This window comes from Streptomyces aidingensis, assembly GCF_900112355.1.
GTDB lineage: Bacteria > Actinomycetota > Actinomycetes > Streptomycetales > Streptomycetaceae > Streptomyces > Streptomyces aidingensis.
Genome location: NZ_FOLM01000003.1, coordinates 303099 through 315737, shown reverse-complemented (window position 1 = coordinate 315737; position 12639 = coordinate 303099). Strand labels below are relative to the sequence as shown.

Here is a 12639-nt window from a genome sequence, read left to right as displayed (position 1 = left end):
CCTCACCGCTCCGCTGTGACCCAATTACTATACCGGTATTAGAATGGGCGCCATGGTGAGGACCCCCCTGACGCCCTGGGAGCGGCGGCGCGGCGAGCGGTTCGGGGCGCTGCTGCGCGAGGCGCGCGGCGAGCGCAGCATGACGGAGGTGGCGGCGGCGGCCGGCGTCTCCGCCGAGACCCTGCGCAAGATCGAGACCGGACGCGCGCCCACCCCGGCCTTCTTCACCGTGGCGGCGCTGGCCACCGCGCTGGGCCTGTCCCTGGACGAGCTGGCCGCCGCGGCGGGCGACGCCGAGCCGGAGACCCCGGCCGCGGCCGGGGCCGCCTGAGCCCGCCGGGGCGCGGACGTGTTGCCTTGACGCGAGCGTCAAGGTCTACCGTCGTCTGCCATGCGCATCGGTGAACTGGCACAGCGGACCGGGGTGAGCACCCGGACCCTGCGCTACTACGAGTCCCGCGGGCTGATCCCGGCCCGCCGCGCGGTCAACGGATACCGCGTGTACGGCGACGACGATCTGCGGCTGGTGGAGCAGATCCGCACCCTGGTGGACCTCGGCTTCGGCCTGGAGGAGACCCGGCCGTTCGTGGAATGTCTGCGGGCCGGCCACCCGGCCGGCGACGTCTGCTCCGGATCGCTGGCCGTCTACCGCCGCAAGCTCGCCGAGCTCGACGCGCTGATCAGCCATTTGCAGGTGGTGCGGGCGCAGTTGGGCGCCCGGCTGGCGCGGGCCGGGACCGGTCCGCCCGGCATCCCGGCGGCCCCGCACCGGCCGGACGAACCGGAGGACCGATGATGAGCAGGGCGGCAGGCGTGGAGCAGGTCACCGACGCGACCTTCGCCGAGGAGGTGCTGCGGTCGGATCTGCCGGTGCTGGTGGAGTTCACCGCCGACTGGTGCCCCTCCTGCCGGCAGCTGGGCCCGGTGCTGAGCGCGGTCGCCGCCGAGGAGCGCGGCCGGCTCAAGGTGGTGCAGATCGACGTGGACGCCAATCCGGAGACCACGGTCGCCTGGGGAGTGCTCTCCATCCCCGCGATGCTGGTGTTCCGGGGCGGCGAGCCGGTGAAGTCCATGACCGGCCTGCGCCCCAGGCAGCGGCTGCTGGCGGAACTGGCCGAGGTCGCGGCGGCCTGAGCAATCCGTCCGGCCGGCGGCACCGAAGAGGTGACGGGTGCGGCGGCGCGGCCGTCCGCCGTCCACGCCGCCCGCGGCCCGTCACCGTTTCGTCCCGTCCAGCCGGAGGAACCGCTCATGCCGTCCGCACCACCGTCCGTGCTTTGTGCACCGTCCGGCTGTTCCCGGCAGCCGCGCAGCCGGACGGGAGGTGCGGGCGGGTGAGTGAACCGGTGTACCTCACCCGGGCGCCGCACGCCTCCGGCCCCGCCCTGGAGGAGTCGCTGGCCCGGGCCGCGCAGGGCGACCAGCAGGCGTTCGCCCGGGTCTACGACGCGGTGGCCGGCCAGGTGCTGGGCGTGGTGCGCGCCGTGCTGCGCGATCCGGCGCAGTCCGAGGAGGTGGCGCAGGAGGTGCTGGTGGAGGTGTGGCGGACCGCCGCGCGGTTCCGGCCCGACCGGGGCTCGGCCATGGCCTGGGTGATGACCATCGCGCACCGCCGGGCCGTGGACCGGGTGCGCTCGGCGCAGGCGGCCTCCGACCGCGAACGGCGCGCCGCCGTCCTGGACCACGCACCCGCCTTCGACGAGGTGACCGAGCAGGTGGAGCACCGGCTGGAACGCGAGCAGGTACGCCGCTGCCTGCAGGGACTCACCGAACGCCAGCGGCAGTCCGTCACCCTGGCCTACTACCGCGGCCTGACCCACCGGGAGGTGGCGCAACTCCTCCAGCTTCCGCTGGGCACGGTCAAGACCCGGCTGCGCGACGGGCTGATCCGCCTGAGGGACTGCCTGGGGGTGACCGCGTGAACCCCCGAACCGGACCCGGACCCGGAACCGCCGAACTGCACGCGCTCTCCGGCGCATACGCGCTGCACGCGCTGAGCGGGCCGGAGCGCACCGCGTTCGAACGCCATGTGTCCGCGTGCCCGCCCTGTGCGCAGGAGGTACGGGAACTGACCGCCACCGCCGCACGGCTGGGCGGCGCGGTGGCCGTGGAACCGCCGCCGGAGCTGCGCGCGAGGGTGCTGCGGCGGATCACCGCCGTCCGCCAGGAGCCGCCCCGGGTGCCGCGGCAGCCGCCGGGCCCGGCCGGGGACGTCCGGGCCGGCTCCCGGCGGCTGCCGGGTCTGCTGCTCGCCGCCTGCGCGGCCGGGCTGCTGCTGGTGAGCGGCGTGGCGGTCTGGCAGCACCGGGAGGCGGACCAGGCCCGCCGGCAGGCGGCCGAGACCGCGGCGGCGCAGCAGGAGGTGATGTCGGTCCTGGCGGCACCGGACGCCCGGATGACCGGCGGCCCGCTGCCGGGCGGCGGCAAGGGCACGGTGGTCGTCTCCTCCTCCGCCGACCGGGCGGTGTTCCTGGCCTCCGGCCTGCCGCAGCCCCCGGACGGCATGGTCTACCAGCTCTGGTTCGACGACGCGGGCACGATGCGCCCGGCCGGGCTGCTCCAGCCGGAGCACGACGGCGGCACCGAGGCGATGCTGATGGACGGCGCGCTGGGCCGGGCGGCGGGCATGGGGATCACCGTGGAACCGGCCGGCGGGTCCCGGGAGCCCAGCTCAGAACCTCTCGCCGTGCTGCCCTTCCCCGCCCCCGCCGCCTGAGGCCGGCCGGTCCGTTCCCCCGGGCGGCGCAGCGCACCGCCGCCGGTGCATCCGGAATGCGCCGCGGGCCGGAACCATGGACGACAGCGGCACACGGCCGCGGACGGGAGCCGGAACGACATGAGCGGCAGACGGCGGGAGCGCGGCGCCACGGCGGCGGCGGTGGCGTTGTTCACCTCGGACCTGCGAGTGCACGACCAGCCGGTGCTGCGTGCCGCCGTGGACGACGCGGGCCCGGAAGGGGCGCTGGTCCCGCTGTTCGTGCTGGACGACGGGGTGCGGGCGGCCGGCTTCGACGCCGCCGGCCGGCGGGTCTTCCTGGCCGGCTGCCTGGCCGACCTGGACGACGCGCTGCGCCGGCGCGGCGGCCGGCTGGTCCTGCGGCGCGGCGAGGTGACCGCCGAGGTCCGGCGGCTGGTGCGGGAGACCGGGGCGCGGCGGGTGCATGTGGCGGCCGCGGCTACGCGCTCCGCCGCGAGCGGCGGCTGCGCGCCGCGCTGGCCGGGGAGGGCTGCGAACTGCGGGTGCACGACGCGGTTGTCACCGCGGTGCCGCCGGGCGGACCGGTACCCGCCGGCAGGGATCATTTCGCGGTCTTCACGCCCTACTTCCGCCGGTGGGAACAGACCCGGCTGCGGGCGCGGGCGGCCACCCCGGGCCGGCTGCGGGTGCCCGAAGGGCCGGCCTCGGTGCCGCTGCCCGATGCGGAGCGGGAGCGACGGCACGGCGGTGTCTCGCCGGCGCTGCCGCCGGGCGGCGAACGGTCCGGCCTGGCCCGCGCCGACGTCTGGCTGCGCGGCGGGATCGCCGGATACCACGAGCACCACGACGACCTGGCGCGCGACGCCACCTCCCGGCTCTCCCCGTATCTGCACTTCGGCTGTCTGTCCCCGGCCGAACCGGTGCGCCGGGCCCGGCAGTCGGGCGGCGGGCAGGGCAGCGGGGCCGGCGCCGAGGCGTTCGTCCGGCAGCTCGCCTGGCGCGACTTCCACCACCAGGTGCTGGCCGCCCGGCCGGATGCCGCCGCCCGGGACTACCGGGACCGCGGCGACCGCTGGCGCTCCGGACCGGAGGCGGAGGCGGACCTGGCCGCCTGGCAGGAGGGCCGGACCGGCTACCCCGTGGTGGACGCGGCCATGCGCCAGCTCCGTCACGAGGGCTGGATGCACAACCGGGCGCGGCTGCTGGCCGCGAGCTTCCTCACCAAGACGCTGTACCTGGACTGGCGGACGGGTGCCCGGCACTTCCTCGCGCTGCTGGTGGACGGCGACCTGGCCAACAACCAGATGAACTGGCAGTGGGTGGCCGGCACCGGCACCGACACCCGGCCCAACCGGGTGCTCAATCCGCTGCGCCAGGCCGACCGTTACGACCCGGACGGCGGCTATGTGCGGCGCTGGGTGCCGGAACTCGCCGCTCCCCCCGCAGCCGGGCTGCTGCCCGGCGGCGCGGTCCACCGGCCGTGGCGGCTGACGGGCGCGGACCGGGCGCGGCTCGCCGGCTACCCGGAGCCGGTGGTGGACCTGGAGCGCGCCCGGGCCCGCTTCGCCGCGGCCCGCGCCGCCGGCCGGGACTGACGCCGGCCCGCGGCGCGCGCACGGCGGGGTGCGCTGTACCCGGGCACACGGCGGCCTGGTTGCCTCGGGCCGGCCGGCCCGAGGCTGGGGTCATCGCCCACCGGCCCGGGCCCGGCGCCCCGGCCCGAGGAAACGGACTTCCCTTGACCTCTTCCGGCACCACCAGCCCTGCCGTACTCGAACAGCTTCGGCGCCGGTCCGCCGACCCGAAGCGGCGCATTCTGTTCACCGGCGCCACCATCGTCACCATGGACCGCGCGCTCGGCGTCCTGCACGACGCCGATCTGCTCGTCGAGGGCGAGACCGTCTCCGCGGTCGGTCCCGGCCTGAGCCGGGACGGCGCGGTGGTCGTCGACGCCACCGGCACCATCCTCACCCCGGGCTTCGTCGACACCCACCGGCACGCCTGGGAAACCCAGTTGCGCCGGATCATGCCGGACGTCGACGACCTCGGGGCCTATGTGATGTCCACCCTCGCCGGCCACGCCACCGTCTACCGGCCCCATGACATGTATGTCGGCACCAGGCTGGCCGCTCTCACCGCGATCGACGGCGGCATCACCACGATGCTCGACTTCTCCCACAACTCCCGCACTCCCGAGCACTCCGACGCCGCCGTCCAGGCCCTCGCCGACACCGGCATCCGCGGGGTGCACGCCTCCATGGGCCCGCACTTCGGTGACTGGAGCAGGCAGTGGCCGGGCGACCTGGCCCGTCTGCGGGACACGTACTTCGCCACCGACGACCAGTTGCTGACCCTGCGCCTGGCAGCCCTGGCCACCGACGAAATCGCCGGGCCCGCCCTCGCCTACGGCGCCGCGCTCGCCGGCACGGCCAGGGACCTGGGCATCGGCGTAAGCGTCGACGCCGTCCTCGGCGCCGCCTCCTCCGAGGCCGTGCTGGGCTGGGCCCGGGACGGCCTCCTCGGTCCGGATCTCAGCCTCATCCACGCCACCGGGCTGACCTCCGAGGCATGGCAGGCGATCGGGGCCAGCGGCACGACCATCGCCCTGGCCCCGACCTCCGACGCCCAGATCGGGCTGGAGACCGCGGTCCCCGCGATCGACGAAGCCCTCTCGGCCGGGGTCCGGCCCGGTCTGAGCATCGACGTCGAGGTGGCTCTGGCCAGCGACATGTTCACGCAGATGCGGGCCCTGCACGCCATCCAGCGCATGCGTGCAGCCGGCGCCGTCCACGGCACCGGCCGGCAGCCGGACCGCATCACCACCCACGACGTCCTGGACTTCGCCACCCTCCAGGGCGCCCGGACCATCGGCCTGGGAGACGTCACCGGCTCGCTCACCCCGGGCAAGAAGGCCGACCTGCTGGCCGTCCGGGCCGAGGACCTCAACAACATGCCGCTCAACTCCCCTGTCGGCACCGTCGTCCTGGGGGCGGACGCCCGCAACATCAGCGCCGTGCTGATCAACGGGCAGCCCCGCAAGTGGGACGGCACCGTCCTCGACGTCGACGTACCCGCTCTGCGCGACGAGGTCCACGCCTCGCGGGAGTACCTGCTGCGCGCCCCCGCCGTCTGACCCCGAAGCCGCTACTCGGCGGCGGCCTCCTGGCGGTGTGTGGCGTGGAGGCTGCCGAGCAGGGCCAGCGCGTGGGCGCTGGGGCTTCCCGGTGCGGCGTGGTAGACCACCATCTGCTGGCCGGGGGCTCCACGGACGTCGAAGGTCTGGTAGGTGAGGTGCAGGGGTCCGACGTCGGGGTGGACGAGTTCCTTGCCGTCCCGGGTCTTGCCGTGGACGGTGTGCGAGGACCACAGCGCGGCGAACTCCTCACTCTCCTCGGTCAGCAGGCCGACCAGGTCATGCAGGCGGCGGTAGTGCGGGTCGAGACCGGTGGCGTGGCGCAGCCCGGCCACCACCGCCCCGGCCGCCCGCTCCCAGTGGGCGAAGAAGCCACGGGCGGCCGGGTCGAGGAAGGTCATGCGGGCCATGTTGTCCACGCTCTCGAAGGGCGAGAATAGTGCGTCGGCCAGAGCGTTCGAGGCCAGGAAGTCGTGGGCCGGGTTCAGGACGAACGCGGCGGCCTGCCCGAGCCCGTCCAGCAGGTGCCGCAGCGCGGCACCGGCCGTCTCGCGCGGCTGCGGGCGCCCGCCCTCCGGTACGGTGCCCGCCAGCCGGAACATGTGCTCCCGCGCCGCGTCGTCCATCCGCAGAGCCCTGCTGATGGAGTCAAGGATCTGCGGCGAGGGGGCGCTCGCGGCCTTGTTCCAGGCGGGCGTAGTAGTCGCTGTTCATGCCGGCCAGGACGGCGACCTCCTCCCGCCGCAGTCCCGGCACGCGCCGGGCACCGTAGGAGGGGAGCCCGACGTCGTCGGGCCGCAGGCGGGCGCGGTGGGCGCGCAGGAAATCCCCGAATTCGTTGCTGGTCACACGTTCAGGCTAGGCCGTCCCCGGCCGGCGTGCCGGGGTGCGCCGCACCCGGGCACGTCCCGTGCCGGCTCCCGTCTCCTCCCGGTGCCCGCACCCGGCCCGCGCCCGTCTCCCGGCCCGCGCCCGTCTCCCGGCCCTCCCGCGGCCCCGGTTCGGCGAAGACGGCCCGCCGGAGGTGTACAGCGGCGAGAATGTCCTGGACGGAAAAAGACCGGCGGCCCGACCCATCCGGCGGGCGGACGGCGGCGAATCAGTGACGTGAACGCAGCGCAGAAGGCCCCCGCAGGGGCCACCGGAACCCCCGTGCGCCGGCCTCGGCGGCACGCCGGACGGCGGGCCGCGGCCGGTCTCGCCGGGCTGCTCGCGGCAGCCGCCGGGCTGGCCGTGGGGGAGCCGGTGGCCGGTCTGGTCCGCCCGGAGTCCCGCCCCGTGAAGCTGATCGGCGAGGCGGCGATCGACCGGACCCCGGCGGCGGTCAAGGACTGGGCCGTCCGCACCTTCGGCGAGCAGGACAAGCTGGTGCTCCAGCTCGGCATCCTGCTGGTGCTGGCCGGGTGCGCGGCCGGCGTGGGCCTGTCGGCCGCCCGGCACCGGCGGGCGGCCGTCGCCGCCGCGGCGGCGTTCGGCCTGGCCGGCGTGGCCGCCGCACTGGCCGCCCCCGGTGGCGGGCCGGCAGATGTGCTGCCCTCGGTGGCGGCCGGCGCCGCGGCGGCCGGAGCGCTGTCCGTGCTGGCCGGGCGGCTGGTCCCGCCCCCGCCCGAGCCGGTGTGCGCGGCGTCCGACCCGGACCGCCCCCGGCCGGCCCCGCCGCGCCCCGCTCCCCCGCCCGCCGACGGCGCCGGCCCGGATTCCGGTGCCGAGCACCGGGACGCGGGCCGGGCGGCCCCGTCTCCCGCCGCCGTGTTCGATCCGGGCCCGGGGCCCGCGGCCGGTCCCCCGCCGGCGGACGGCGAGGACCGGCCGGCCTTCGACCGGCGGGGCTTCCTGGCCGCGGCCTCGGCCGTGGCCGCCGCCTCGGCCGGCAGCGGCCTGCTGGGCGCGGCGCTGCTGGACTCCTCCGAGGCCGCCGCCGGCCGGGCCCGGGACGGCATCCTGCTGCCCCGCCCCGCCTCCCCCGCCGCGCCGGTCCCGGACGGCGCCGAGCTGGGGATCGACGGACTGTCCCCGTTCCTCACCCCGAACCGGGACTTCTACCGCATCGACACCGCGCTCACCGTTCCCCGGATCGACGCCACCGCCTGGGAGCTGCGGATCGCCGGCCTCGGCATCGGCCGGCTGCTGACCCTGACCTACCGGGATCTGCTCGACCGCGAGCTGGTCGAGCGGGACATCACCCTCACCTGCGTCTCCAACCAGGTCGGCGGTCCCTACATCGGCAACGCACGCTGGATCGGCATACCGCTGGCCGAGCTGCTGCGCGAGGCCGGGGTGCGGCCCCCGGCCGAGGGCGGGCCGGCGGATCAGCTCGTCGCCCGCTCAGTGGACGGCATGACCATCGGCACCCCGGTGGAGGCCGTCATGGACGGCCGGGACGCCCTGCTCGCGGTCGGCATGAACGGCGAGCCGCTGCCCTTCCGGCACGGCTTCCCGGTCCGGATGGTGGTGCCCGGCCTGTACGGCTATGTCTCGGCCTGCAAATGGCTGGCCGAGCTGGAGCTGACCACCTTCGACGCCTATGACGCCTACTGGGTGCAGCGCGGCTGGGCGGACCGGGCGCCGGTCAAGACCCAGTCACGGATCGACACCCCCCGCCCGCTCACCGATGTGCCTCGCGGCACGGTGACGGTGGCCGGGGTCGCCTGGGCGCAGCGGCGGGGCATCCGGCGGGTCGAGGTGCGGGTGGACGACGGTCCCTGGCAGACCGCCCGGCTGGCCGCCAAGGACACCGTGGACACCTGGCGGCAGTGGGTCTGGGAGTGGACCGGGGCCGAGCCCGGCGAGCACCGCCTCCAGGTACGGGCCACCGACGCCGCCGGCCGGACCCAGACCGCCGAGCGGAGCCAGGTCGCCCCGGACGGCGCCACCGGTCACCACACCGTCCCGGTGACCGTGGTCTGACCGGACGCCCGGCATCCTCGCCGTGCGTCTCTCCCCGCCGCACCGCGGCGCACATCACCACATCACCGCACATCACCGCACATCACCAGTATCCGCGTACCCGCATCCGAGATATGAGGGCCGGCCGTCCCGGCCCGGTGCGGGCCGCCGCGGCATGCCCGCGGCCGTCCGCCCGGCCCGTCCGCCCGGTCCGGCAGTCCGACATCAGAAAGAGAGAACACCCATGCACCGCACGACCACCCGTATCCGGCACGCCGCTCTCGCCCTGGCCGCCGCGGCGCTGCTGCCGCTGTCGCTGGCCGCCTGTTCCTCCGGCGGGGAGGAGCGGGCCGAGGAGACCGCGTCCGAGCCGGAGACCGCCGCCGGGGACGAGGCCGCCGGGGGCCGGGCGGCCGGGGCCGCCGCCGCCCCGTTCGGCCCGGCCTGTTCCGCGGTCCCCGAGGACGGCGCGGGCAGCTTCGACGGCATGGCCCAGGACCCGGTGGCCACCGCCGCCTCCCACAACCCGGTGCTGTCAACCCTGGTCACCGCCGTGACCGAGGCCGGTCTGGCGGACACCCTCAACGCGGCCGAGGGCCTGACCGTCTTCGCCCCGGTGGACGAGGCGTTCGCCGCGGTCCCGGAGGAGGACCTCAACGCCGTCCTGGCCGACCGCGAACTGCTGACCGGCGTGCTCACCTACCACGTGGTGGGCGAGCGGCTCGGCCCGGAGGAGCTGGCCGAGGGCAGCGGCACCCTGGAGACCCTGCAGGGCGGCACCCTCACCGTCTCCGGCTCGGGCGAGGACCTCACGGTCAACGAAGAGGCCGCCGTGGTCTGCGGCAATGTGCAGACCGCCAATGCCACCGTCTACCTGATCGACACCGTGCTGATGCCGGCCGCATGACCGACGGGCGGGGGCGGTGACCGCGCGTCCCGCCCCTGCCCGTCCCCACCACCACGAAAGTTCCGGAACCGCCGGGTCGTTGACTGGCTCATCGATCCCGGCCTATGAAGGGCGTGGAGCGCTCCCATGGCGGTCCGGACCGCGCCGCCGCATGTCCCCGGCCCGGCGCCGGTTTCGGGCTGTCCCCCACCCGCCTACCGCAGGAGCCCGCGCATGAGTACGCACACCCCAGCTCCGCCGCCGCGCGCCGGCGGCCGACGACGCCGCCGCCGCACCGCTCTCCCGGCCGCGCTCGGCGCGTTCGCCCTGGCCGCCGGAACCCTCGCCGCCACGGCCCTCAACCCGGATGCGGCCTCCGGTGCCGTCCCGCAGCCCGCCGACGGCTGGTCCCTGGAGTGGAGCGACGACTTCGACGGGCCGTCCGGCTCCCTGCCCTCGTCCGAGAACTGGCAGATCGACCTGGGCCACGGCTATCCGGGCGGTCCGGCCAACTGGGGCACCGGGGAGATCCAGCGCTACACCGACTCCCCGCAGAACATCGCCCTGGACGGCAACGGCAATCTCCGCATCACCGCGCTGCGCAGCGGCAGCGGGGAGTGGACCTCGGCGCGGATCGAGACCAGGCGGGCCGACTTCAAGGCCCCGGCCGGCGGCACCCTGGCCATCGAGGGCCGCATCCGGATGCCGGATGTCACCGGCCAGGCGGCGCTGGGCTACTGGCCGGCGTTCTGGGCACTCGGCTCGCCCTACCGGGGCAACTACTGGAACTGGCCGGCCATCGGCGAGTTCGACGTCATGGAGAACGTCAACGGGCTGAACAGGGTGTGGGGCGTGCTGCACTGCGGCGTCAACCCCGGCGGTCCGTGCAACGAGACCAACGGGCTGGGCAACAGCCGCACCTGCCCGGGACCGTCCTGCCAGTCGGCGTTCCACACCTACCGCTTCGAGTGGGACCGCTCCTCCTCGCCGAGCACGCTGCGCTGGTTCGTCGACGGGCAGGAGTACCACAGCCTGAGCCAGCAGCAGTTCGACGCCACCACCTGGTCGGACATGACCGACCACGCCGGGTACTTCCTGCTGCTCAACCTGGCCATGGGCGGCGCCTTCCCGGACGGGGTGGCGGGCCATGCGACCCCCACCGCGGCCACCGTGCCCGGCCACTCCCTGGTGGTCGACTATGTGGCCGTCTACACCCGCGGCGGCCCGGGCGGTTCCTCGGGCGGCGACTCCGGCGGGGACTCGGGCGGGGACTCGGGTTCCACGGGCGGCCAGGACCCGCCCTCCTCCCCGACCCTGTATCTGCGGCCCTCCGGCGGACTCGGCGACGCGGCGGGCTTGGCGGGCACGGTCACCCTGGCCCCGGCCGGCGGCACCAACCACGACGGCACCCCGTACCGGCCGCAGGTCTTCACCGCCGAGAACGTCTCGGGCGACTACACCGGCGGCCGGACCGCCTTCGACCTCTTCGTGGACGCGGGCACCACGGTCGCCAACGGCCAGCAGATCCGCGTCTCCTACGACCGCACCTCCGACGGCACCTGGGACCGGGTGGAGACCTTTCACTACTTCGCCACCGATCCCGTCCCCGGCTGGGAGCACTACACCCACACGGCCGGGCTGAAGTCGTCCAGCGGCAGCCACGGCACCATGTCGGGCGGCAGGGTGCGGGTCGAGGTCTGGAGCGCCATCGGCAACGGCACCAGCACGGTCGGCATCGGGAACCAGTCCCGCATCACCATCCCCTTCGACTGACCGGCGCCCCGCCGCCCTCACTGCTCCCACCCCACGTCACCGGCCCTCCGGGCGCCGCACCGCAGCGCCCGGAGGGCCGGCGCCCGTCCGCAGTCCGAACACTCTTGCCGCCCAGCGGACGGGTGTCCTACCGTCCCGGTACCGCCCCCGGCCGGCGGTCGCGGCGCGGCGGCCGGACGCGGACTGCGGACGGCACGGCCGATACCCGGAAGCGAGAACGTATGAATCTGGAGCTGCGGCATCTGCGTACCGTCCGGGCGATAGCCGACGCGGGCAGCCTCACCAAGGCGGCGGGCGAACTGGGACTGGCCCAGCCCGCTCTCACCACCCAGCTCCAGCGCATCGAACGGCTGCTGGGCGGCCCGCTGTTCGTCCGCGACCACTCCGGGGCCCGGCTCACCCCGCTCGGCGAGCTGGTGGTGGAACGCGCCCGGGTGGTCCTGCCCGCGGTCAGCGAACTCCAGGCCGAGGCCATCCGCCTGGCCCGCTCCGCTCCCGCCCTGCGCCGGCTGCGGCTGGGCGGCACCCACGGCCCGCTGCTGGCCGGCCTGGTGGACCGGCTCTCCCGTGACCTGCCCGATCTGCCGGTCTCCGTGCAGACCTCCTGGTCCGTCGACGAGATCAGCACCCTGACCGCCGAGGCCCGCCTGGACTACGCGCTGATCGGCGTCTGCGGCAGCACCGGCCAGGCGCCGCTCGCCGACCGGCTCACCTGGCGGGCCCTGGGCACCGACCCGGTCTTCGTCATGCTCTCCGAGACCCACCCGCTGGCCGGCCGGAGCGAACTCGACCTGCGTGACCTCGCCGCCGAACGCTGGGCCAGCGCCCCCGGCGACGGCTGCTTCGGCGACTGCTTCGCCACCGCCTGCGCCCGCGCCGGGTTCCATCCCACCTCCCTGCTGGAGTCGGAGATCTCCTCCTGTCTCCACCTCATCCAGCTCGGCCGCGCGGTGGGACTGTGCCGGGCCACCTTCGCCCCGGCCCCGGGCATCGTCACCCTGCCGCTGGCCGGCACCCCGCTGAGCTGGCGCCATCTGCTGGGCTGGCAGCCGGGCTCGCCGGCCGCGGACGCCGCCGGCACCGTCGCCGCGGTGGCCCGGACGGCGTACGGCGACGCGCTGGCCCGCAACCCCGTCTACGCCGCCTGGCTTCCCCAGCACCCCGGCTACGGCCCGGCCGCCTGAGGCCGGCGGCCCGGCGCCGCTCCGCCGTGCGGAACGACGCCGGGCCCACTCCATGCCGGCGATGATCCACGACGCCTGG

At 75.6% G+C, this 12639-nt stretch carries 10 protein-coding genes and 2 pseudogenes; 11 read left to right on the top strand and 1 reads right to left on the bottom strand.

What is annotated here, in order from left to right:
• Positions 1–52 precede the first annotated feature (52 nt).
• The 7 genes and pseudogenes from BM242_RS08570 to BM242_RS08540 all read left to right on the top strand — a co-directional run bounded on the left by BM242_RS08570 (position 53) and on the right by BM242_RS08540 (position 5831).
• A complete protein-coding gene (locus BM242_RS08570) occupies positions 53–331 on the top strand; it encodes a helix-turn-helix domain-containing protein (RefSeq protein ID WP_093838269.1) in 279 nt (92 codons plus the stop codon).
• 60 nt (positions 332–391) lie between these two features.
• Positions 392–796 (top strand): MerR family transcriptional regulator, encoded by a 405-nt coding sequence (locus BM242_RS08565; RefSeq protein ID WP_093838091.1) that lies wholly within the window; start codon positions 392–394, stop codon positions 794–796.
• Positions 796–1134: a thioredoxin family protein gene (locus BM242_RS08560; RefSeq protein ID WP_093838090.1), complete on the top strand. Its 339-nt coding sequence runs from the start codon at positions 796–798 to the stop codon at positions 1132–1134. The genes BM242_RS08565 and BM242_RS08560 overlap by 1 nt, the downstream gene beginning before the upstream one ends.
• 200 nt (positions 1135–1334) lie before the next feature.
• Complete coding sequence (locus BM242_RS08555) at positions 1335–1922, top strand: sigma-70 family RNA polymerase sigma factor (protein WP_093838089.1); 588 nt, start codon at positions 1335–1337, stop codon at positions 1920–1922.
• Positions 1919–2716, top strand: coding sequence for an anti-sigma factor (locus BM242_RS08550; RefSeq protein WP_093838088.1), 798 nt, complete (start codon positions 1919–1921; stop codon positions 2714–2716). Before BM242_RS08555 ends, BM242_RS08550 begins: the two co-directional genes overlap by 4 nt.
• A gap of 120 nt (positions 2717–2836) precedes the next feature.
• A pseudogene (locus tag BM242_RS08545) lies at positions 2837–4293 on the top strand (cryptochrome/photolyase family protein).
• A gap of 143 nt (positions 4294–4436) precedes the next feature.
• Positions 4437–5831, top strand: coding sequence for an amidohydrolase family protein (locus BM242_RS08540; RefSeq protein ID WP_093838087.1), 1395 nt, complete (start codon positions 4437–4439; stop codon positions 5829–5831).
• An 11-nt stretch (positions 5832–5842) separates the two neighbouring features.
• Here BM242_RS08540 and BM242_RS08535 read toward each other — a convergent pair.
• Positions 5843–6680, bottom strand: a pseudogene (locus BM242_RS08535) (helix-turn-helix transcriptional regulator).
• Positions 6681–6938: 258 nt separating this feature from the next.
• Here BM242_RS08535 and BM242_RS08530 point away from each other — a divergent pair.
• From BM242_RS08530 to BM242_RS08515, 4 genes are all read left to right on the top strand, one after another.
• Positions 6939–8738 (top strand): molybdopterin-dependent oxidoreductase, encoded by a 1800-nt coding sequence (locus tag BM242_RS08530; RefSeq protein WP_245833916.1) that lies wholly within the window; start codon positions 6939–6941, stop codon positions 8736–8738.
• A 223-nt stretch (positions 8739–8961) separates the two neighbouring features.
• The gene (locus BM242_RS08525; RefSeq protein ID WP_093838086.1) at positions 8962–9624 is read left to right on the top strand and encodes a fasciclin domain-containing protein; all 663 of its coding nucleotides are present in this window, start codon (positions 8962–8964) and stop codon (positions 9622–9624) included.
• A 213-nt stretch (positions 9625–9837) separates the two neighbouring features.
• A complete protein-coding gene (locus BM242_RS08520; RefSeq protein ID WP_093838085.1) occupies positions 9838–11376 on the top strand; it encodes a glycoside hydrolase family 16 protein in 1539 nt (512 codons plus the stop codon).
• 221 nt (positions 11377–11597) lie between these two features.
• A complete protein-coding gene (locus BM242_RS08515) occupies positions 11598–12560 on the top strand; it encodes a LysR family transcriptional regulator (protein ID WP_093838084.1) in 963 nt (320 codons plus the stop codon).
• Positions 12561–12639 lie beyond the last annotated feature (79 nt).